Consider the following 23917-nt stretch of genomic DNA (forward strand, 5'->3'; position numbering starts at 1 on the left):
CGAGCCCTAATTATTAAATTAGATCAAATTGGATTGCTTCAATAAGCGTTGAATCATCGCTGCAATTTCAGCACGTGTTGTGTGTGCTTTTGGTGCTAACAATGTAGCATCTCGTCCTGTCACAATCCCTGCCTGTAACGCATCAGCTACACCTTGGTTTGCCCATGCTGCAACTTGCGTTACATCACGATAAGCTTTTAATTGGCTACTTCCAGCTTCAGCCTCTAGCTTTTTGCTCAACCCTGTAATCTTCATCGCTTTTGCTATAATTGTCATCGCTTGCTCACGTGTAATTTTATCATTTGGCTTAAATGAACCATCTTCAAACCCAGTAATCAAATCATTTGCATACGCGGTTTGGATTACACGCTCATACCAATCATTTGATTTCACATCGTTAAAGGAAACATTACTTTTCTCTAGCTTCAGCCCTAGGCCACGTACAACAATGGCAGTGAACTCCGCACGAGTGATATCATCATTTGGATTAAACAATCCTTCACCGTTACCGTTAACAACCATACGAGAGCCCATATTATTTACTTCTGATTTAGCCCAATGATTCACAACATCTTTGAATTCAATTGGATTCCATACAATGGAATAAATACTGTTAGTTAAACTATTTACTGTAGCATAATATTTACCATCATCAACAGTTACCTTTGTTGGTACGTGACGAACCGTTCCGTCTGCTTCAACTACAACACCTGTTGTGATCTTGTTAGGATCTACACCGTCAGGTAATGCAATTGAACGCTCTACATAAATATTAAACTTAGTAATATCTAGTTTTTGATCACGATACAAGGCATGAACTTCAAAGTTAAGTGGACTAGAAACCTCGCTATATCCCCCTCTTGTAGCTGCTTGCTTCGCTAAAGCTAATTGCTCACTCGTTGCTACGCTTGTCTCAAGCTGAATTTTCACATTATTCAAATCAGTATTCGAACCAAATTGCTTGGACAATTGTGCTACTTTGATTTGTGAAGCCGGTAGCTTATAAGTTGCTTTGTCCGTTTTTAACTCAATAACAGCTTGCTTATCTTCCATTTGCTTGACAATTTGACCATTTAATTCACCGATTACAACATCTGATTGCGAGATTAATGGGATTGTAATTACAGTACCATTTCCTTGCTGTTCTAGCTTTTCCTCTAACAGCTTTTGATTCGCTGTAATTGTAGTAGTTGAACGGTTATTATTTGTTGTTGTCATAGCTGTTCCGATTTTTTCCACCTTGCCATTAACCAAAATATCTACCCCTGCACCACTATTAACTGGAGTTGTTGTAGATGGTGTCGTCGCTCCTGTTGAAGGTGAAGATGGCGTTGATGGTGTTGGCGTGCTTGGTGTTGTAGTTCCGCCTCCACCTGAATCGATAGGACCCTCATTAGATGTAGCGCTAGGTGTAACAGCATTAGATTGACTTGAGGCTGTGCTACCTCCATGTTGATTTATAGCATGCACAACAAAGATATATGATTTTCCATTTACTAGATTAGGAATTGTAATAGGACTTGTTGTTCCTGTTGCTACTACATTTCCATCTATATCTTTAATTTGGTATGACGTAATTGGTGCTCCACCATTATCCAGTGGGGCAGTAAAGGAAACCACTGCTTGCTTATCCCCTGCAACCGCAAATACATCAGTTGGTGTCCCAGGTACAGTTCCTGGCGTTGCACTTTGCTCATTCGAAAATGCACTATCTCCTTCAGGATAAACTACTTTAACAGCAAAGTAATAGGTTGTTCCGTTCACTAAATTAGTAACGTCATAACTGTTCACATCAGAAGCAAGCATTGTTAGCTCTGAAGCAAAAGGTTCAGCATCTGTTCTCACAAATATTTTGTAGCCTATTGCACCGTTAATTGGACTCCAAAGCAAGCTTGCTTGTCCATTTCCAGCAGTCACTGGGACTAAGAGAGCTGGATTTCCTACACTATCAGTACTATCTGATATGTTTACAAACAGCGTCTGCGCTTGTCCACCACTAAATTCAAAATCTAGGTTAGTTACGCCAATACCTTGCTGGGCTAAATATTGTTTTTTTATCGTTACCGTGTTGCCACCTGTAACCTCGTAATCAACTCCGGCTTGCAGCTGGGTTGCCCCATTTTTAATCCCGCTTAGCACATTTCCATTTAACGTCAAACTAACTGTTACATCTGCTTGGGCAGATGCCTTTTTATCAAAGCTGGCGCTAGTTTGGCTTAGCTGGCTGTTTTGCGGCGTGCTGTCACTCACGGTTACTGCAAGTGTCTGCGCTTGTCCTCCACTAAATTCAAAATCCAAGTTAGTCATGCCAATACCCTGCTGGGCTAAATATTCTTTTTTTATCGTTACCGTGTTGCCACCCGTAACCTCGTAATCAACTCCGGCTTGCAGTTGGGTTGCCCCATTTTTAATCCCGTTTAGCACATTGCCATTTAGCGTTAAGCTGACCGTTACATCTGCTTGGGCAGATACATTTTTATCAAAGCTGGCGGTAGTTTGGCTTAACTGGCTATTTTGCGGCGTGCTGTCACTCACGGTTACTGCAAGTGTCTGTGCTTGTCCTCCACTAAATTCAAAATCCAAGTTAGTCATGCCAATACCCTGCTGGGCTAAATATTCTTTTTTTATCGTTACCGTGTTGCCACCTGTAACCTCGTAATCAACTCCGGCTTGCAGTTGGGTTGCCCCATTTTTAATGCCATTTAGCACATTGCCATTTAGCGTCAAACTAACTGTTACATCTGCTTGAGCAGATGCCTTTTTATCAAAGCTGGCGCTAGTTTGGCTTAGCTGGCTATTTTGCGGCGTGCTGTCACTCACGGTTACTGTAAGTGTCTGCGCTTGTCCTACACTAAATTCAAAATCTAGGTTAGTCATGCCGATACCCTGTTGTGCCAAATATTCTTTTTTTATCGTTACCGTATTGCCACCCGTAACCTCGTAATCAACTCCGGCTTGCAGCTGGGTTGCCCCATTTTTAATCCCGTTTAGCACACTGCCATTTAGCGTTAAGCTGACCGTTACATCTGCTTGGGCAGATGCCTTTTTATCAAAGCTGGCGGTGGTTTGGCTTAGCTGGCTGTTTTGCGGCGTGCTGTCACTCACGGTTACTGCAAGTGTCTGCGCTTGTCCACCACTAAATTCAAAATCTAGGTTAGTTACACCAATACCTTGCTGTGCTAAATATTCTTTTTTTATCGTTACCGTATTGCCACCTGTAACCTCGTAATCAACTCCGGCTTGCAGTTGGGTTGCACCATTTTTTATCCCATTTAGCACATTGCCATTTAGCGTTAAGCTGACCGTTACGTCCGCTTGGGCAGATGCCTTTTTGTCAAAGCTCGCGCTGGTTTGGCTTAGCTGACTGTCTTGTTGGGCTACTGTTACAGTTGATTTCACTAGCTGTTGATCACCAGAAATAATGACCTCATTCCCTACACTCATCAAAGAGGCGGGTATTTGTCCAGAAAAATCCACAGTAAGGTATTGCCAATTTGCACCATGATCATTAGTAGCATAAACAACATAATTATCACTACTATCATTGGCTAATAAGTAAACCGTTGAACCCTTTTGCCCTAATAATGCATGAGTATAAAGTAAGTAACCATCAAGTATAATTTCAGATGACCAGTTCATTAAATCTGGGCTTGTTCTTATCACTGTCTTATAGCTTGCATCAATAGCAACAACAATATAGTTGGTTCCATCGTAAATAATGTCTTTCAAGTCCTCATTAGTACTTGGATAATTGCCTTCATAGTCATTCCATACCGTTCCATCAATAGAAACTCTTAATGCAATTTGTGACACATTCCCATTATTATCAAATTCACTACCAAGTGCTATAAATCTTCCATTAACGAAATTTACCGAGGAGAAGTTCTTCACATTAGTTGACATTGTATTTGGTGAAGACCATGTTATCCCATCACTTGATATTTTGAGTGTAGGGTTAGATGAGCCATAACCAACAGCAACAAATTTCCCGTTACCAAAGGCGACATCAACAAAAGCAGATGAATCGGTAATTCCTGTTTGAGTTGTCCATGTTAATCCATCGTTAGAAGTAACAATAGAGGTACTTCCCGAAGAATTGTTCCATTCCCCTACAGCTACATATTTCCCATTCCCCATCGCAATTGCACTGAGTGGCTTGACTCGGTCAGATATTGTTTCTTCTTTCCAAGAGGATAGATTTGTGGAGGTCCATATTGTTCCTTCGCTACCTAATTTACCTGCAGAAATATATTTTGATCCATCATAAATGATATGATTAAATACACCACCCCATAGGTACGACCAATCTAACCCATTGTCTGACATAATAAGTCCTTCATTACCTAGTCGGAAATACTGTCCATTATTATAAAAAGACATTTGGGCTCCAAATTCCTTCTGGAAAGGCTGTAGTTGCCAATTTACAGCATCAACCGACGTATATACCGCACCATAACCAAGTGGGCTTTGATAGCCAAATAAATAATAGTGGGTTCCATCATAAAAGCCATTAAACATTTGATTATTACTTTGCATAGCTGTCTGTTTAAATGGAGGTCCTACACTTGTAAATGTCATTAAGTCAGTTGAAGTCCATATATAAGCTGATGGATCAGAGATAAAATAGCGATCATTCATCCATGTCAGCATATTAGTTCCAGAAGAACCAAAGCCATCAGGATTTTGTGGTTGACGGGTAATCCATGTTGAACCATCTGTAGAAGAGTAAATCTTCCCCCTTTCATCACCTACTCCAAGTCTAGTACCACTATTACCAACCGTAATTTGTGTTATTCGATAATCCGAATTTAATCCTGTAGGTGTGACACTAGACCAATTAATTCCGTCTTGAGATGTCAGGTATTTCCCCTTAGTGGCTACATAAAATGCCCCTGTTCCCTGAAAGGTATAAAAATAAACCCTGGATAATTGTTCTGAAGTGCCAGATATTTGCTGTGTCCAATTCACACCATCTGGAGAGGTTAATAAAACCCCATCACCACCTACAGCAACAAATAAACCATTCCCATAAGCAACGGAATTAAAACCAAAGGAGCTTGGATTCGATACTCCCGTATAATTAACATCAGCTTTAGTTTTTACATTAACCCAGTCTTTCCCATCTGTAGATTTAATTATTGCTCCGTAGTAACCTACAGCCACATAGGTACCATTTCCATAAGCAATCCCAGACATAGGTGTAGATGGTAGTTCTTCAGCATTTATCGTTACAAATGGATCTCCCCCCGCTGCCCCTACATGCACAACAGGAATGGTACTTGAAAATAACACTAAAAATGCAAGAAACAAATATCCTAATTTCGGAATTTTTGATGTTTTAAAGTTTTTTGTCATATAACCAACGCCTCCGATAATAGATTGCAACTATTTTATTTTTAAATTAATTGTTTCTTGCTATAATTCTGGAATTGTCATCTATCACTCCTTTATGTCTAGATTCCCCTCTTTTGACTTTACGTTCATTAACCTTAAGTTCAAAACTTTACGTCCTTTAGAGTGTTAAAACGTTAATCAGACAATATCTTTCGACGCTTACAAGCTCTTTCCTTTAAAATTTACATAAAATTAAAATTAAAAATCTTTAATCTTTTATTAAATTTTTATACTATAAATTGTGTGATAAATGCTGTAACCAAAAGGGAAAAATCACTCAAATAAATTAACAAAAAAAGCGCAGGAAACTTTAGCTATCACTAGCCATAGTCCTACGCTTACTAACTTACTAATCTAAAATCTACTTTCCTCGCTTCTTAAGCTCCTTCATGATTTTCCGTCCCGTTGGTGTTTGTGCCAATCCCCCTTGCGCTGTCTCACGATGCTTGCTTGGCATAGATGAACCCACCTCAAGCATGACATCGATCACTTCATCAGAAGGAATTGCACTACGTACACCTGCTAATGCCATATCTGCGGCAGCAAGTGCATTTACTGCCCCAAAGCCATTACGGACAATACATGGAATTTCAACTAAGCCCCCAACAGGGTCACAAATCAAACCAAGTGTATTTTTGAGTGCAAGCCCTACCGCATGAACCGCTTCAGCAGCACCTCCGCCTCGTAGCTCAACCATCGCGCCCGCAGCCATACCAATTGCTGAGCCAATCTCCGCCTGACATCCACCTTCAGCGCCAGAAATAAAGGAATTATTTGCGATAACATAACCGATTGCACCTGCACAAAATAAGCCGTTAACCATATGCTCGTCATCCCAACCAAAACGTTCTTGGCTACTTACAAAAACGCCTGGGATTATACCACAAGAACCAGCCGTAGGAGTTGCAACAATTCGTCCCATTGAGGCGTTAATTTCAGATACTGCAAGTGCATACGCCATCGCTTGTGCTCCTACATCCCCTACACTAGCACTTTGTGCTTGTCGATACTCATTTACACGCTTCGCATCGCCACCTGTTAGCCCACTCATTGATACAATATCCTCAGTCAATCCTTTGTGAACAGCTGACTTCATAATTTGATAATACTCCGCCATCAATTTAAAGGTTTCCTGCTGACTCATTCCACTCTCCTCAGCTTGATCCTCTAGCATGATTTGTGCTATTGTCTTGGACTCCTTCTCACAAAGCTCTATCAGCCCGGTCAAATTATGAAATCTCATGTTATTTCCCCCACTTATCCATTTATGATCTATTAATTTGCTACGGTACAGAGGGTGGCTTTGACCCCTGTTACAGTCTGATTTTTTTGAATTAGATATTTATCGATTAAAAAACAGTCTGTAAAGGTGGACGTGTTCACTTCTCCACCATCCCTCTACCCCTTCGCTATCTTTGTTTCCTCTCAACCACTAATTTCTAAGTTGATCCATAATATTAGCAAATTATTTATGCCTCTTATGTTAAATCAACTAAAGCCACTTGATTTACGTGTGGTAAATTGGCTAACCACTGGCATACATCAGGTGATAAGCTATCATCAGTTTCTACAACTGTAAGTGCCTTTGCAGTTCTCCCTGTGCGGTCCGTTGTAATAAAACCAATATTAATATTACGCTGATGAAGACTTGTTGTAATACTTGCAAGCACACCTGGGTAATCATCATGGTGGATCACTAAAGCGGGAAGCTCCCCCGTACATTTAATATCAAAGCCATTAATTTTTTGAATAACAATCGTGCCACCACCAATAGAAGCACCCACGACTTCAATTTGCTGCTCTTGACTTTTTAATGTAATTTTAACAGTGTTAGGATGACAATCTGCCGCAGTTGCTGTACTAAACGTAACCTTCATGCCTAACAATTGTGCTTGATGTAATGAATCACGAATTTTTTCATCATCTGTATTATAGTCCAAAATTCCACCCATAACCGCTAAATCAGTTCCATGACCTTTAAAGGTTTCGGCAAAGGACCCATAAAAACAAATAGTGGCTTGTGTAGGCTGTTCTCCTAACAGTCGTCTCGCAAAACGTCCAATTCTCACTGCTCCTGCCGTATGAGAGCTGGATGGTCCAATCATCGCGGGACCAATAATAGAAAATACACTTTTAAACCTCATATCACTCTCTCCACTCTCTATACTGTATATACACTGCGTACCAAATGACCGATAACACACTTTAACTCTTTACCCAACTACCGTTTTAACGAAGGCAATAAAAAAGACAAGGTAAAGGTGATTAGCCTTTCCCCTGTCCTTGTACCTGAGAGTTTAATGTAGTAATGCACGATTTGTACATACATGTTACCCCTTTGGTGGCTTTTTCATGCGCTCTCCAGAGTTACGTCAGATATTGGTCCCTTAAACCTGAGAGATTCATGCTATGGCTTGCTATACCCGCATTTGCTCCTTCGGTGTCTTCCATACAAATGGATCGATCTCTCCCAATATCGTCATCCGTTTTACCTATAATGAATCATATATCATCATATTAAATCAATTGTATTAAATGTCAATAATTCTTACATAAAATAATTAAAAATTTTTTTGATGTCAGATTTGTGTTAGATTCATTGTTTTTTTACTTTCATTATTTATCTCTCTTCCAATTTTACCGATATTGATACTAATCACCCATGATGCTAATCACTAATAATATTAATTACATGTAAGGAGGTGCATCACCAAAAACAGGTCAAATTTGAACATTATCGTATGTATTTTTCCAAACTTGTCTTTTTTATTTAGGGAAACATTTATTTAAAGATTATAGAGGGGCTTCTACATGAAAAAATTTTCCTTTGTTTTCACATTTCTTATCTTGTGCATTCCCATCACTACTGCTTTAGTTTATGCAGATGATTCATTTAAAGATATACAGCAATCCTATGCCAAGGAAGCAATTTCAATTTTAGCACAAAATCAAATCATTCAAGGGTATGAGGATCATACGTTTAGACCTAGAAATGATATAACCCGCCAAGAATGGGCAACTATTTTTGTAAGAACCTTAAATTTAAATACAAAAAATATGACTTCATCCCCATTCAAGGATGTGCCAACCTGGAGTGCTCCATATATAAATACTTTGTATGAAGGAAAAATTACTACTGGCTTTACTAATGATTTATTTGGTTCCAAAAAAAATATGATTAGGCAAGATGTTGCGGTCTGGTATGCAAGATATTTAGGCGTTGAACCTGAAGTTGAACAAATTGATCATGTGAACCAATTATCCCGTTTTAGGGATCAATCAGATATCTCATCATATGCCCGCACAAGTGTATGGTTGATGGAACAATTAAACCTCATGCAAGGGGACAATGACAATAACTTTAAGCCAAAGGAGCCAATTCAGCGGCAGGAAGCAGCTATGGTCGCCTATCGCATTTGGGAGGCTGGTAAAGATTTAAAGGATAATGCTCAACGCTTAATTGATAAAACTAAAACGGCGTTGAACACTGCTGAAACAAAGGAAACTGCCGTTAAAAAAGAAGAGAATGTAATATCTAATACTACGAACCCTTCAACACCTAAGCCGTCAGTGCCTGTTTCAGATTCAGAACCAGCGCGTTCTTTTGATTTTGATGAGCTTAGGATTGTAGGGGACACAATTGATCTAAATCAGAATAATCAAAATTATCAACTTACGTATCAGTTTTATAATAAAGGTCGTAAGGTTACCCCATCTTCTACACTAGCTTCACATTTAAAAATAACCTTTACAGATAATCTAGGAGTTTTTAAAGAGGATGGTTGCATTAAGCAAGAGGACAAGCTTCCAACTATGGGGGAATCAGTATTAGTTGAATTACAGATTACAGATGTAAAAGGAAAAATAAATGCCAACGCAACATCACCCATTGAAACTAAACCTGTTACGATAAGTGCTGTACGCCTAAATACACAAAATATTTATCAAGCAGCGGCATTAAATCCTTTAGCTTGGAAAAGTGAGTATCAATACTTGGATGACGAATCAAATCTCATTCCAAACTATAAATTACCACATGATCTCCAGGTTACCATTGAAGACGATACACAAGTGTTTGATCAAGATGGGAAAATTGCTAATCTACACCTCATTCCTAGTATTGGTTCAACGATTCCATTAAAGCTACATGTAACCTCATTAGCAACTAAAACAAATCTTACTTCAGAGTCCAAGCTTATCGTCATTCCTGGAGATAGGAAACAACAATTTTTTGCTGTATCTATTGCGTTGTATGGTAAAAATTCTCAAGCTACCACAAAAGAGCAAATAATCGAAATGAGAGAGCTATTATCAAAGGTTGATCCAAGTCTAAAAGTAACATGGGCGATTGATAATGATTTTGTATTTAATGATGACTCTCGTTCAGCACTAGCCGAGGTTATACAATATGTGGACACCTTTGGTGATGAAATTGGAATCTTAGCTACTTATCCTAACAACTTACATACACTTCAGTCATGGCAAGATGAAATGCATTATTGGCTATATATGTACCGTTACAATACTCTAAATCATTTGCATCAACCTGTCAATTACGATGATCCGTCAATTCTAGAAAGTATTCCTGAGCAATATCGTCCAAAATCATTATCAACATATAGTATTAATCCAGAGCAAGCAAATTGGCTAAAAGAAAAGTTTCAAATCACTTCATTTATGGGGACATCAGCAACACAATATAACGTAAATGATGTTTATAGTGAAGGCTCTCCTCTTATGCCATATTGGTCACATATAAATAATACTCTTGTACCAGCACAAGGTACATCAGATAACAGTGGTACGCTCTTTATGAATACGATGACCATTGATCCAATCGGCTCAAGATATACAGAAAATTCATCACGTTGGACGATAAATCCAGGTGATCCTCTTGTAACCAAAACAAATGCAATCCCCCAGTTGCATACCGCAGGACAATACATCAATAACCCATATCGAGAGCTTAACTCGATTAATTACCTTTCGATAATATTGGATACAAATTCTTTATTTAGTAATCATCATTTAAAAAATATTTGGTTAGATTTTGTTGATCAACTGCCAAAGAGCTCAGAAATCAGCATAGTTACTGTAGATCAGCTTGCACAAATTTATGAAGCACAAATCGGATCTGGAAATGAACAAGCTCAATTTTCGTTGTTATTCAGAGGTTCAGGTTATACAACGCTAGATTTAAATTTTTCACCTAGCGATACACAGTATTTATGGACGGAAAATGCACAAGAACGTATTATTCTTGCTAAAGTAGATGGAGAGGCAGAATGGTCTATTATTGATTTCACTGACTACACTAAGCTTCCTATACCAAACACGCCTTATGCCGCCGTGGGGAGCAAGGTCGATATTAGCTACATTACCGGCAGAAATTACAAAGTAAGCCCTACTGCCCCTTTAACAATAGAAGAACTTACACGTATTCAAGCTCATTTAACAATGATCACATTTTCTGAAAAAGTGAAAGAACTTTAACCTCAACCGTAACATTTAGAACACTCGATCCAAATTACGCAGTTGCCTAACAGTTATCACTGTTTTGGAACTGCGTTTTTTACTTTCCACAAACTTTATAGTAAAAAACGGTAGAATGAAGTTGACCATTGGCAGATTGGGCATACAAAGGAATCACTCCTGCTTGTTCGTAGCCAAGGGATTGGTATAGTAGATTAGAAGGATCTCCTTGTCTAGTATCTAGCACTAAAAGTGAACGTTGATCCAGCACAGCAGCCTCTTCTGCAATTTGCATTAGGGAACGACCTACCCCAGTGCGTCGATGTCGTGGCGAGGTCATCAGCTTGGCAATTTCTGCACGATGTCTACCATTGGCTTTATTACACAGTTGAAGCTGGATCGTACCTACAATTTCATTTTGCATTTTGGCTACCCAAAGCTTCGTATCCTCGTTTAAAACATTTAGCCAATAGCTTCTAGCCTCCTCAGGCGACAATGGCGGTAAAAATCCAACCGAAGCTCCGTCCTCCACAACCTGTATAAGGAGATGATCAAGCTCATCGATATATTGGGAAATTTCATTAACCTGCTCAATGACTATAAATTGCTTATCCAGCTTACCCATCTCCTTAAGAAGAATTATTTTTTTGTAAGTATAGCTTAAGTTATTTATTTTAGCTACAACAGTTAGAGGTAAAACAGCTAGAATTACACAGCTTAAGAAGAGGATTGCCGAGACTTGCACAGGCTTGTAAAGACTTGTAGTCTATATTTGAAATTTGAAGAATGCTTTTCTCATTCCTAACTGTTAGCTATAATAAGAACAGAGGTTCTGATCGATAATAACGGTGAAGGGAACTGCAACAAATATGAATAAAAAGCCACTAAAATTAGAGTCGCCCAAAATAATTGAGGATGAATTACATGTCTTCACACAACTAGACCTACAATCCGAAGACCTTTTTGAAATGAAAATTTATAAAGAATGTGTAGTTGAAAATCAAAACACCAACAAGCTTACCTTTGATAAAGTGATATTTCAAAATGTAACGTTCACTGATACGTTACTGACGAAGGTGGAGCTTACTGATGTCATTTTTGAAAAATGCGATCTATCAAATGTTGATTTCAGTGATGCTATTATCCATCGAACCAAGTTTGAGGGTTGTAAATTGGTGGGGACGAATTTTGCAGGTGCTACGATAAGGAATGTTTTATTTGATCATTGTATTGCAGATTATGCAAATTTCAGATTTTCAGATACAAAACAAGTTATCCTTCAAGAGAGTTCATTATGCAAGGCTGACTTTAGCTTTTCCAAATTACAGAAAACAGAATTTTCCCGTTCTAACCTTAATTTAGTTCATTTTTCTGGCACGAAGCTAGAAGGCATCGATTTAAGTAATTGTGAGTTTGATGGATTAAACGTAGGTGTGGATGATTTGAAAGGTTGCATTATTTCGCGAGAGCAGGCCTATATTCTTGCTAAGCTTTTTGGACTTATTATTAATGAATAAAAGCAAATTAAGGCTTTAATGAGATATAATAAGTAACAAAAAAGCAGTATCCAGAGGAGTAGCTCCTTTAGATGCTGCTTTTCGTCATACTTATTGATGTTTTACAACAAGATTGATATTACTGTTAATTTTACAATTACATATAAATCTCCACGATATTTCCTTGCTTCTGACTCACACGCTCGAAGTCTTGGCTTGCAATCCGAACCCCGCCTTGGCGATATACATTGCCTACAGTTTGACCCTGCATCTGCTCCCCGTTAATCACAATTTGCCCTTTTTTACTTTGATCTTGGTCAAGATGATATACAAATGTGATCGGTTTGCCGGCATATTCGAATTCAAAATTCAAGCCATTTAACTCATTTGGCAAAACAGGATCAATAATTAAATCGCCACCCTGCTGACGAATGCCTAAGGCGTTGCTGATGAGTTGGTTCATATAAATTCCAGGGCCACTAGAATATATACGCCATCCCCCTTTTACCGCCACATCACCGGTCCGAAGTTTATTAAATTGTTCTTCCGCAGTATATCGTGTATTAAACTTACCGTCTGAACTACTAAAGTAGGTATTACTTTGGCGCAATTCCGCATTAGGAACAATATCTTGTATGCCCACTGGATTAATACGCTCTAGCCCTGACCATACTTCATCTACTTTTCCTAGCTTAGCCATCGCCTCGACAAAACGAATGTGCGCATGAACATATTGCAGTCCAACCTCACGACCAAAATTAGCCGCTTGCTCTGCACGTTTAAAATGATTGCTGACGCCACCCTCGTAATGGGCAGGACGATTCATCAATCTCACCCCATCTGGGCAAAATAAATGCTCTCGAATGATCTGGTAATGTGCCTCAGCTTGCTCTGGCGTTAACAACTCACTGATCATACTTCTTGTCATCGGCAAGAGACGATATTGAATCCCTGTTTCTGTATCCTGTGGATGAAGCATAAGCTTAGCCTGATCGGGTTGCTCCATATAAAGGAAGCCAGGAATCACCTCAGTAGCTAACATATATTTATTGAAATCAGCTTTAATCCCTGTTGCCATGTCACCAAGCACTTTTGCATACCCAGCATCTACAGATTCCATTACTTTTGAAAATTGCAGTAGGGTCTGGTAGGTTAATGAAACGGTCCAGCTACTCACCATATATTGCTTAAGCTGTGCATTTGCAGGCTGTAACGTATCATCCCAATCACCATCACCATAAGCAGATAAATGGGTATCATGTAAAAAGTGATTTTTAATATATGAAATTTCCTTTTGAGCATGCTCCAAAATACTGTAGCTTTCCTCGGTAAATGTAAAGCCATGCTTGCTTGTATAAGGAACCTTTTCCTCTAAAATGCTGTAGTCTTGTGTAATGTTCAAGTAGTCACCTAGCACCTTAAGTGGCCATACGATAATGTCGCCATGACTTTCTTCCTGCTGTATTGAAGCATATTCATCAAACATAAACCACTGCGGCCAATTGCCATCCTCTAGGAACTGATGCTCGAACACCTTCAGCAAAATGTCACGCACCTGCTTGTATTGATGTGTAGCCATAAAATATTCTACAGGACCTTGGCATACATCCCGTGTTCCCCATGCAGCTCCACCGTATTGCTCCAAGCCATGTGGGACAGCATAATGAACAAGCATATTGTGTGTGTACCACCATGCCAAAGCATTCACTTTAAATACCTGCTCTTGATGTCCGTCTAAGCTAAGGTTAAAGCCATTCATTATTTGAGCAAAAGATTCGCGATACGCTGCAATTTCCTCTTTAACTGTCTTATTAGCAGGAGTTATTTCTTCACCATGAAGCAATCCTTGTATCTTTAATGTCCAGTCTTGACTTGATTCAAGCTTCAACACTGTTAATGAAGCAGAGCCTGCTTGCACCCCAGTGACGAACAAACTTTCATCTGCAAGCGTCATGTCAGTGCCAGTTACAGTTATGCGGTATTCAAGATCTGGATAGGCTTGACGACTTAATGAAGACTCGTCTGCATGATACGTAATCGTATTTCCATCTTGTTTAATCTGATAAGGTAACTCATATTCATTAACGTTCATCGTAATTTGGTCAGTAACGAGGTAACGATACGCTTTACCAGAGGTAGAAGCCACCTGTAACGTAAGCTCCGGTGCATCTAGTGCGGCATAATTTGTAATCACGATCGTATCGTCCTGCATTTTATAGTACCAACGTACATAGTTAAACCCGATTTCAAAAAGGGATGGCATGGTCAGCAAATGATATACTCCCGCTTGCTCCACATAAATACGTTGTCCTGCTGTTTTTGGCACGTTTAACGCATTTCTAGCATTTGTGCTCATTTTATTGAAATTGGTATTGCCTATGACAAGTTGCGAGTTAAAAATACCATACATGTAAGCACTGGTCGTAATGACAGGCGTACCTAGTTCAACTTGATTCCCACTCATTAAAATATGACCATGTGGACGCTCAACCTTAAGCTCCTTTTTCTTCAATACAACATGCTCATATGTTGGTGTAAAGAAAGCTAATAAGTCATCCCCATCCCACTCCTCCTGATAACGTTCAGGGAAAAGAGTATCAATTTCAGCTCTGGTCAGCGTTTCAGCATATATTGGCTTACCGATTTTTTCATTTCTAGTTAGCGATGCAATGGATTCAGCTTGTTGTCCCTGCGTAGGTAAGTCTGCGGCATAGGCTTGCTTGATATCATCCCTAAATTCCAAAGTGGTGATGGCTGTAGGGTGATCTTCTTTTACTAAACCATAAAAGAGAAACTGCGCCTCACCGTTTAGCTGGATTTTTTGAGATTGAAGTGCTGTATACGCCATCTCATATTGGTACACTTCATTTGCTAAATTTTCACTAGATAAAGCAATAGGTTCGTTGGTTTCTTTATAATTTAAGCCAAAAAATTGGAAGCCATCTGTAGAATAACCAACTGCTTTTGTTAAGGACCCTTGCTGGATATAAGGAAACTTGCCACCTTGCGGTTGATTTTGTCTGGAGCAAACGATATATCCCCAGTTCTCATCACGTAAAACGGTATGATCAATATATTGTGATAAATACGCTTCATTACTTCTTACCGCACCCGCATTTGCAACTCCAATATCTTGGGTGTAAATAACATCAACGTTAACATTACTTCCTTGCAATTGTACATCCCAGAACCAAATTCCAGCCGCTTGTAGCTTAAAAGTAACCTCATATTGTACATTGTTAATTTTCCCACGATAAATGATAGCTTTATCTGTCTTGAACACTTCACTTTGCGACTGAATTCCTAGCAATGGATAAGCGGTAATCTCTGCCCCGTCATGGAATCTTAAATAAATGTTATTCATTGAACCATCAATGGGATTGCTAAGCCATTGATTTATCATTACATCATTAAATTTTGCTTGAAATAAATCACCTGTTGGCAAAAAATCAAACTTTAGTTTTCCTGCTGATATGCTTATTAACTGCTCACTAATTCTACTCATTTTCTCCCAACTCCTAGCACAAAATAGTACATAGCTACACAAGTCTGAAACGTTTCTCTGCCACATCTCGACTGTTGCTACCCACAAATAAAGCAAACTGTCCTGTATCACTGCTAAAGCTTAAATCAGAGTGGTGATAACGTAATTGCTTCTCTGTAATGGTAAAGGTTACCTCTTGGCTTTCTCCCACTGTAAGCTCTAGCTTTTTAAAACCTTTTAATTCCTTCATCGGTCTAACAACCTCACCCGAAATATCTCGAATGTATAACTGTACAACTTCTTCCCCTGCATAACTCCCCGTATTCGTAACTGTAACCTTTACCTCAATGGAGGATTCCTTTGTAAGCTGGTCTGAAGAAATTGTCACCTCGCCATAACTGAAGGTGGTATAGCTAAGTCCAAAACCAAAAGGAAACAGAGGTTCATTTGGAATGTCCAAATACTTAGAGGTGTACCGATTGTCAGGCTCTGAAGCTTTGATCGGGCGACCCGTCTGGAAATGGTTATAATACACAGGTACTTGCCCTAATGCATAAGGGAAGGACATGCTAAGTCGTCCAGAAGGATTCATATCACCGTACAACACATCACTAATTGCAGTGGCACCTTCACTTCCAGGGAACCAACATTCTAAAACTGCACTGGATTCTTCAATCACCCCATGCAAATCAAGTGGGCGTCCATTAAATAACAAAGTCACCATTGCTTTATTTAACTTGCGTAAGGCTTGAACAAGCTCAAGCTGAGCCTGAGGCAACCTAATATCTGAACGACTTCCACCTTCACCACTCATTTCGGAGCTTTCACCAAGTGCAAGAACAATAACATCTGCATATTTAGCAGCTTCAATCGCTTGAGCTAATTCTGTTTCCGTTACTTCATGAACAGCTTCACAAGCGGCTACCTTGACATTAGCGGTAGATAACTTCTCCTTAAGCACCTGCTCAAGGGTATGAATGTCACCTTCTGCACCTCGCCATGACCAAGAGCCAAGAATATCCTTACTGTTAGCAAAAGGCCCAATTAAAGCGATGTGCTGACTCGTTGAGAGCGGAAGTACATTGTCATTTTTGAGTAATACCAGCGATTTAGAAGCAAGCTGACGGGCAACCTGACGGTGTTCCTCACAATAAACAATTTCCTGTTCTAGCTCTGGATTAGCACCACGTAATGGATTTTCAAACAGACCTAGCTTATTTTTTAATTGCAAAATACGCATAACCGCTTCATCCACTAAAGCTTCATCCACTTCGCCACTTCTCACTAGCTCTGGTAAAAATTTAACGTAACATGAGGTCATCATCTCAATATCTACCCCAGCCAAAATCGCCTTAAGTGCTGCTTCCTTCTCATCCTCAGCAATTCCATGTGGAATTAGCTCCATAATAGCTGCCCAGTCTGAAATTAAAACACCTTCAAATCCCCATTCATCACGAAGCAAATCCCTCATAAGTTTCTTATTACCTGTAGCAGGCACACCATGTACAGTATTAAAGGAGGTCATAACAAGCTCCACACCAGCATCAAGCGCCGCCTTATAGGCAGGGAGATAATATTCTCTAAGCTGCCATTCAGATAAGTCAACGGTGTTGTACTCACGTCCACCTTCGCCTGCGCCATAAGCCGCAAAATGCTTGACACAAGCTGCAACACGATTTAAATCATTAGTCAGATCATCACCTTGGAAGCCACGCACAAAAGCAGTAGCATATAGGCTATTTAGATAAGGATCTTCCCCTGTTGATTCCATAACACGTCCCCAACGAGGATCACGAATCAAATCCACCATCGGTGCAAAGGTAACATGGAGCCCTGACACCGCAGATTCCTTCGCCGCAATGGCAGCACTTTGTTCTGCTAACTCCACATCCCAAGCACAACCAATGGCAAGCGGAATAGGGAATATCGTTTTATATCCATGAATAATGTCTGCCATGAACAATAAGGGAATCGCTAATTTATCATTTGCCATGTGATGCTGTTGGACAGCAATAAGTTTAGCAGCACCAGACAAACCAAGCTCCGAGCCAACCTGCTTTACCGCATCCTCAGAGATCCCCAATGACTCCATGGGACCCGTTATTTCACCATCTTCCTCTGCACCTACAAAATAAGAGCCAACAAGCTGCAGCATTTGCGCTGCCTTATCCTCTAGCGTCATTTCAGCCAACAATTTCTCTAATCCCCGTTGATTCACGAATACGTTTCCTCCAATTTTATAAAAAAGTTATAGATATACAATGAATTTCACTCATCTTTGAGCACTCATCCCTCAATCGAAACGTTTCGATTTTGTTGTACGCAAAATTATCATAAAGGTAACCAATCCAATACCCGTCTGATCTGTGGCTCCCAATAATTCCAGTCATGCACACCTGTTCCTTCTTCATAGGTCAAATCAATACCTAATTCCTGAGCACGATTTTTAAAGTTCTGGTTGTCATTATACAAAAAGTCTTCGGTTCCACAGCATTGAAACAGCTTTGGCTTTATTCCTTCATAGCTTTGCAGCTTGTTTAACAAATGTAACAAATCATCGTCACTACCCGCTAACCTGGTCACATCTCCAAAAACACCAATTAACTCATGTGATTGATAATTATTAGGTCCATTCATTCTACTTGCGAGATCAAGCCCACCAGACAAGCTTGCTACAGCAGCAAAACGTTCTGGACAACGCAATCCTAGCTTCATTGCCCCATAACCCCCCATTGACATCCCTGCCGCAAAGGTATCCTCTCTACGATCGGAGACGGGGAATAAGGAGCATACGATTTCCGGTAATTCTTCACTTAGAAATGTAAAATAAGGTGAGCCGTACTTCATATCCATATAGTAGCTTCGTGCCACATTTGGCATGACAACAACAAGTCCCTTTTCCTCTGCATATCGTTCAATTGAGCAATGTCTTACCCAATCCGTATGATCTGCACTTAATCCATGTAACAAATATAAAACTGGTAATTTCCCCATATGGCCCCGGGATACCGCCAAAGATTGTGGGATAAGGACTTTCATACTGCTTGATAGGCTCAATGTGTGCGAAAAAAACTGACACTGAAGCAAAGCCAATACTTCCATCTCCCTTGCTTGGTTCGTTACTATTTAAAACTATTTATTAAAGTTGTCGAACGGAATTTCGTTCAATCATTTCAATTGTAAGCTTATATTCACGATTCACGTCTGCACCACTTAGTCGCTGAAACAATAAATGTGCAGCGAGTGAACCCGCTTCATGCATCGGTTGCCGAATTGTCGTTAAGGATGGAGATAAATATTCCGAGAGCTGAATATCATCAAATCCGATGACTGAAACCTGCTCAGGAATCGAGATCCCTTGTTCTTGAAATGCCTTGACTCCGCCAACAGCCATTTCATCATTTCCATAAAAAATTGCACTTGGCAATTCTCCTTGCATAATGATCATCTTGGTGGCACTATACCCACCTTCACGTACAAAATTACCATTTAAGCGCCATTTGGATTGTTCCTCAAGTCCAGCTTCTGCCATTGCGCGTAGGTAGCCCTGATAACGTAACTGGCTATCATAGGAATTGGCTGGTCCACTGATGTAAGCAATACGTTTATGACCATGGTCAATCAAATAACGTGTAGCTACGTATCCACCTTGTTCACCATCTACGAGTACACTAACTAAAAAATCACTGTTAATTTCACGATCCATCACAATGATGGGAAAACCTTGCTCTGCCGCTTCAATTAATACTTCATTATTGATGTTGGAAGCTAACACAATCGCTCCATCTACTCTTTTTTCACGCAAAAATTTGACTGCGGTGGAGTCTCTACCTCCCATTGAGCTACAAGCAATTAGATCATAGCCATTGGAAATTGCAACCTCCTGCACACTATGAATCAATTCTGAGTAATACGGTCCTGACATATCTGTTAAAATTAGAGCAATTGTATTAGTCTGGCTACGCTTCAAATCCATAGCGATTCCATTTTTGCGATAATTTAATTGTCTAGCTGCCTCTACGACCTTTGCTCTTGTTTTGGCGCTAACTTTACTATCCCCATTTAGCGCATAAGACGCAGTCGATAGTGCAACCCCCGCAAGTTTCGCCACATCCTTTATCGTTGCCACCCTAACATTCCCTCATTTCAACTTTACAAGATTCAGTAACTCAACGTCTTCTCATGATAAAGCTAGTAAAAGCAATCAATTCGAAACGTTTCGATAAATTTATTATAGCTTTGATTGATAGCGATTTCAATACTCTTTTATTAAAATTGTATATTTCTTTTCGCTTGGTATGATCATGTTTTTAAACATAAAGCTACCCTATTTACACCCTTTCTTAAGTGAATAGGATAGCTCCGTTAAAAATTGTAATGATAGAGAGCTACAGGCTATCCGCCTTATTTATTAGCAAACTTCTCATTCAATTCATCTAATACTGGATTTACTAAAGCTTCTTTACTTTTTATCCATGCTTTCCAATTTGCTTCAAGATCACCTGGTTGAATAATTAGGTTTGTATATTCTGTAGCATAATCAAAGGAAGCTTGATTTTTAGCTTTAGAATCATACAACTGATAATCCCAATCATAAGTTGCATAAGCATGGTCTTTCGTTGCGTATTCTGCTTTTAATTTATACAAATCTACAGAACGATCGCGATATTCCTTCTTAATTGCAGGGTTTACAATACTGAAGTCATCACCAAGCACATACAAGCCTTCAAAACGATTTGGATATTTTTTATCTAAAGTTGTACCTTCAGGAAGTAAATTTTCGATTTCTTTGTTTGCACCATACTTCCAGTCTGTACCTTCAAAGCCCATGTTCACAATCATATTGCCTTCGCCACTTGTTGTATATTCCATAAAGTCCATTATACGTTCAAATTTCTCTTGAGTAATCTCTGGAGAGAAAATAACTGCTGACCAGAAATTAGCCTGCTCCAAGTTACGATATTTTCCATCTTCTCCAAGTACGATTGCGGTATGCACAAGATCATCACTATTTACACCAAGGTTAGTTTTCATCTTCTCATCCATATCACGTCTGTAAGATGCAAGTCCACCTAAGCTTGTAATTCCGGCTACACCATTAACTGTAAACTTCTGATTTGCTTCACCATTTTTCCATGTGTAAAACTCAGGATGCAACAATTTATCCTTATAAGCCTGTTGAAGCTCTTTTAAACCTACTAGAGTGCTCTCATCAGCCGGTCCCCAGTGGTATTTACCATCATCCCCCTTATAGAATGCAGATTCTACACGAGAATGTGCACTATTTGCCATCACGATATTAGTTAAAGCATCATTAATATCATAAGCAATTGGAATCAACTTGTTGCCTACCTTGCCTGGGTCTTTTTCCTTTAATAATTCAGCAAATTTCATAAGTTCAGTTGTCGTATAAGCATCCTTTAATTCAAAGCCAACCTCTTTAGCCCAGTCTTTGCGAAGTGCAATTACCCCAATTTGGTTCATTAACGGATCTGCTGGCTTATTCTCATTATAAACAGGACGTGGCAACACATAAGTACCACCTACTAGTTTTTCAAGTTGCTCCCCTAACCCGGTCTGCTTGTAAGCAGCTGCAACCTTCGGCCAACGCTCTTTCCAATTATCAGGTAGCTTATATAACAAGCCTTGATCAATATAATTAATCGCATCACCATGTACGTAGTTCCAGCTTGCTACATCAGGCAAGTCACCAGAGTTAATCCATAAGCGCAATTTTTCAGCCCAAGAATCCCACTCTACATAGTTGTAGTCCCATTCCATGTTGAACTTCTCTGTAAAATATTTATGAAACGGATTATCAAAATCCTTAGCTTCTGTCTTGACAATGCTGCCGTATGAAATTTTCAGCTTATCCTTGTAACCATCAGTTGGGTTACCAGCAGATGTGTTACTGCTTGAATTGCCACTTGACTTCCCCTCATTGGAACTTGAGCAAGCTGTTACAAATACCATTGTAAAACAAAGTGCCAGTGCCAAAATGGATCTAACTGTCTTTTTCTTTTTCATAATGAACCTCCCTATTTATGATATTACTTGTGGTGCGTGTTACGTTTTGCATGTATAAATCAGGAACTATGCTTTAATAGCACCTGTTAATACCCCTTTAGCAAAATGCTTTTGTAATAGTGGGAAGAAACACATAATTGGCAACATCGTCACAAATACCGCGGCCATCTTCATCCCCATTGAAAAGCTTTGCTTGCCCCCCGCTGCAAGACTACTTGAGTTCGCAGAGGTAACATCAGATTCAACAATAATAGTACGTAGCACATTTTGAAGTGGCATTTGATCTGCTTTACGTAAGAAGATCATCGCCTCGTACCATCCATTCCAGAAGGCAACGCCATAAAACAACGTAATTGTTGCTACAATAGGCATCGACAGTGGCAAAACAACTTTAAATAATATTTTCCACTCACCAGCACCATCAAGCCTTGCTGATTCCATTAACGATTCTGGTACGCTACTAAAGTAATTAGACATAATAATGAGGTTAAAGGCACTAAATCCCCCTGCCAATATGACCGACCATAAGCTTCCGGTTAAATGCAAATCTTTCATCACCAAGTAAAGTGGAACAATCCCACCATTAAAAATCATGGTAAATACAACAAGATAAAAGATTAGCTTTTTCCCAGGAAATTTATTTCTACTTAACCCGTATCCCATGCTTGTTGTAAGGAACATGCTTAATGGCAATCCAAAGAACAAAAGCATCAATGTATTTAAATAACCAGTTCCGATGCGTCCATCCGAAAACAACCTTTTATAGGAATCTAACGTTGGGTTTTTAGGAAACATCATCATTGGATTATCCGCGAACTCTTTTTGTGTAGAAAAGGACACCATAATTACATTCCAAAACGGAATTAGGATAGCTAATGCGCCTAATGTCAGTATTATAAAGATCACATAATCAATTGTCGTCATTTTATGAACGCCAAACTTTTTTACCTTTTTTGGCTTACTCATATGCCTAATCTCCTTTCCTTCCAAACAATCCATCTCCACCCATTAATTTTGCGGCACGATCAGCTAAAATCAATAACACCATGTTCACAATAGAACGGAATAAGCTGACAGCTGTAGAGAAAGAGAAATCAGTGGAAGACTGGAATGTAATACGATAAATATATACATCAAGCACTTCAGAAACATTTTGGGTTGCTGCATTTGCTAAGTTGAAAATTTGATCAAATCCTGCTGACATTAGACCACCTACGTTTAAAATAAACATAATCATAATCGTTGGCATAATGTTCGGTAATGTAATTCGAAAAATTTGTTGCAATCTTGTTGCACCGTCAATTTGAGCTGATTCATATTGATCCATGTCAATCCCCGAAATGGCAGCCATATAAATAATTGCGCCCCATCCTGCTGATTTCCAAATATCTGTAATATACAGCATTGGAACAAATAAGCTTTCTGAACCTAAGAAATTAATGGTTGGCAATCCAATTAAATGAAGAAAACTGTTCACTAAACCGTCGTAGGAAAGAACGTTAATAACGACACCTGAAACGACAATCCAAGATAAAAACTGAGGAAAGGTAAACACGGTTTGTAGTGCTTTTTTGTACCTTCTCATTCGCAATTCATTAATCATTAAAGCTAGTATAATTGGGAACGGGAACTGAATAATCAGTTTACCAATATTAATAATTAAAGTTCTCCATACAGCGTTAAGAAAAGCTGGATCACGAAATACATAAGAAAAATTTTCAAATCCAACCCATGGGCTTCCCCAAATTCCTAAATTGGCTTTAAAATCCTTAAATGCTAAAGAAAGACCTCCCATCGGCATATAAGCAAATAGGAATAACCAAACTAATCCAGGGAGAATAAGTGTGTAGACCATTCTGTTCTTCCATATGTTCTTTAGCAATTGCTGAAACCTGCTGTTAGTTGACTGACTTGCCACACTTCCGGCCTCAAGTTTCAATTGACATCCCCTCGCTCTACTCATGACTTCATATCTCATGTACCCATTATGTTTAATATCGAAACGTTTCGATAATGATGTAAGTTAATTATCCTATTTTTTAAA

The 23917-nt window shown here is 39.2% G+C and carries 13 protein-coding genes and 1 riboswitch; of the genes, 2 read left to right on the forward strand and 11 right to left on the reverse strand.

Annotated features, from left to right (window positions below):
- Positions 1–18 precede the first annotated feature (18 nt).
- From J2Z32_RS01295 to sdaAB, 3 genes are all read right to left on the reverse strand, one after another.
- The gene (locus J2Z32_RS01295; RefSeq protein ID WP_210087319.1) at positions 19–5355 is read right to left on the reverse strand and encodes a X2-like carbohydrate binding domain-containing protein; all 5337 of its coding nucleotides are present in this window, start codon (positions 5353–5355) and stop codon (positions 19–21) included.
- Between the two features lie 400 nt (positions 5356–5755).
- Entirely contained in the window at positions 5756–6637 is an 882-nt protein-coding gene (gene sdaAA / locus J2Z32_RS01300; RefSeq protein WP_210087320.1) for an L-serine ammonia-lyase, iron-sulfur-dependent, subunit alpha, read from the reverse strand.
- A 235-nt stretch (positions 6638–6872) separates the two neighbouring features.
- Positions 6873–7538: an L-serine ammonia-lyase, iron-sulfur-dependent subunit beta gene (gene sdaAB, locus J2Z32_RS01305; RefSeq protein ID WP_210087321.1), complete on the reverse strand. Its 666-nt coding sequence runs from the start codon at positions 7536–7538 to the stop codon at positions 6873–6875.
- Between the two features lie 226 nt (positions 7539–7764).
- A riboswitch (glycine riboswitch) is annotated at positions 7765–7877 on the reverse strand.
- 328 nt (positions 7878–8205) lie between these two features.
- Here sdaAB and J2Z32_RS01310 point away from each other — a divergent pair.
- Entirely contained in the window at positions 8206–10887 is a 2682-nt protein-coding gene (locus J2Z32_RS01310; RefSeq protein ID WP_210087322.1) for an S-layer homology domain-containing protein, read from the forward strand.
- Positions 10888–10966: 79 nt separating this feature from the next.
- Here the strand turns inward: J2Z32_RS01310 and J2Z32_RS01315 are convergent, their stop codons facing one another.
- Positions 10967–11491 carry a GNAT family N-acetyltransferase gene (locus tag J2Z32_RS01315; RefSeq protein WP_210087323.1) on the reverse strand — a complete coding sequence of 175 codons (525 nt, stop codon included), beginning with the start codon at positions 11489–11491 and terminating at the stop codon, positions 10967–10969.
- A 244-nt stretch (positions 11492–11735) separates the two neighbouring features.
- On the opposite strand from J2Z32_RS01315, the gene J2Z32_RS01320 reads away from it, so the two are divergent.
- Positions 11736–12383 carry a pentapeptide repeat-containing protein gene (locus J2Z32_RS01320; protein ID WP_210087324.1) on the forward strand — a complete coding sequence of 216 codons (648 nt, stop codon included), beginning with the start codon at positions 11736–11738 and terminating at the stop codon, positions 12381–12383.
- A 136-nt stretch (positions 12384–12519) separates the two neighbouring features.
- Here the strand turns inward: J2Z32_RS01320 and J2Z32_RS01325 are convergent, their stop codons facing one another.
- From J2Z32_RS01325 to J2Z32_RS01355, 7 genes are all read right to left on the reverse strand, one after another.
- Positions 12520–15867 carry a GH36-type glycosyl hydrolase domain-containing protein gene (locus J2Z32_RS01325; protein WP_210087325.1) on the reverse strand — a complete coding sequence of 1116 codons (3348 nt, stop codon included), beginning with the start codon at positions 15865–15867 and terminating at the stop codon, positions 12520–12522.
- A 34-nt stretch (positions 15868–15901) separates the two neighbouring features.
- Positions 15902–18028, reverse strand: coding sequence for a beta-glucosidase BglX (gene bglX, locus J2Z32_RS01330; protein ID WP_210087550.1), 2127 nt, complete (start codon positions 18026–18028; stop codon positions 15902–15904).
- A gap of 149 nt (positions 18029–18177) precedes the next feature.
- Positions 18178–18939: an alpha/beta hydrolase gene (locus J2Z32_RS01335; RefSeq protein ID WP_210087326.1), complete on the reverse strand. Its 762-nt coding sequence runs from the start codon at positions 18937–18939 to the stop codon at positions 18178–18180.
- A 46-nt stretch (positions 18940–18985) separates the two neighbouring features.
- On the reverse strand, positions 18986–19975 hold the full coding sequence (locus J2Z32_RS01340; RefSeq protein ID WP_210087327.1) for a LacI family DNA-binding transcriptional regulator: 990 nt from the start codon (positions 19973–19975) through the stop codon (positions 18986–18988).
- Between the two features lie 275 nt (positions 19976–20250).
- Positions 20251–21873: a type 2 periplasmic-binding domain-containing protein gene (locus J2Z32_RS01345; protein WP_210087328.1), complete on the reverse strand. Its 1623-nt coding sequence runs from the start codon at positions 21871–21873 to the stop codon at positions 20251–20253.
- Between the two features lie 66 nt (positions 21874–21939).
- Complete coding sequence (locus J2Z32_RS01350; RefSeq protein ID WP_210087329.1) at positions 21940–22839, reverse strand: carbohydrate ABC transporter permease; 900 nt, start codon at positions 22837–22839, stop codon at positions 21940–21942.
- A gap of 4 nt (positions 22840–22843) precedes the next feature.
- Entirely contained in the window at positions 22844–23728 is an 885-nt protein-coding gene (locus J2Z32_RS01355; protein ID WP_245251074.1) for an ABC transporter permease, read from the reverse strand.
- Between the last annotated feature and the right edge of the window lie 189 nt (positions 23729–23917).

The organism is Paenibacillus turicensis, from assembly GCF_017873435.1.
Classification (GTDB): Bacteria; Bacillota; Bacilli; order Paenibacillales; family Paenibacillaceae; genus Fontibacillus; species Fontibacillus turicensis.

Excerpts from the sequence above, each read along its gene's own strand:
- J2Z32_RS01295 (WP_210087319.1), bottom strand. The coding sequence starts at position 5,355 with ATGACAAAAAACTTTAAAACATCAAAAATTCCGAAATTAGGATATTTG.
- sdaAA (WP_210087320.1), bottom strand. The coding sequence starts at position 6,637 with ATGAGATTTCATAATTTGACCGGGCTGATAGAGCTTTGTGAGAAGGAG.
- sdaAB (WP_210087321.1), bottom strand. The coding sequence starts at position 7,538 with ATGAGGTTTAAAAGTGTATTTTCTATTATTGGTCCCGCGATGATTGGA.
- J2Z32_RS01310 (WP_210087322.1), top strand. The coding sequence starts at position 8,206 with ATGAAAAAATTTTCCTTTGTTTTCACATTTCTTATCTTGTGCATTCCC.
- J2Z32_RS01315 (WP_210087323.1), bottom strand. The coding sequence starts at position 11,491 with ATGGGTAAGCTGGATAAGCAATTTATAGTCATTGAGCAGGTTAATGAA.
- J2Z32_RS01320 (WP_210087324.1), top strand. The coding sequence starts at position 11,736 with ATGAATAAAAAGCCACTAAAATTAGAGTCGCCCAAAATAATTGAGGAT.
- J2Z32_RS01325 (WP_210087325.1), bottom strand. The coding sequence starts at position 15,867 with ATGAGTAGAATTAGTGAGCAGTTAATAAGCATATCAGCAGGAAAACTA.
- bglX (WP_210087550.1), bottom strand. The coding sequence starts at position 18,028 with ATGACGCTAGAGGATAAGGCAGCGCAAATGCTGCAGCTTGTTGGCTCT.
- J2Z32_RS01345 (WP_210087328.1), bottom strand. The coding sequence starts at position 21,873 with ATGAAAAAGAAAAAGACAGTTAGATCCATTTTGGCACTGGCACTTTGT.
- J2Z32_RS01350 (WP_210087329.1), bottom strand. The coding sequence starts at position 22,839 with ATGAGTAAGCCAAAAAAGGTAAAAAAGTTTGGCGTTCATAAAATGACG.
- J2Z32_RS01355 (WP_245251074.1), bottom strand. The coding sequence starts at position 23,728 with ATGGTCTACACACTTATTCTCCCTGGATTAGTTTGGTTATTCCTATTT.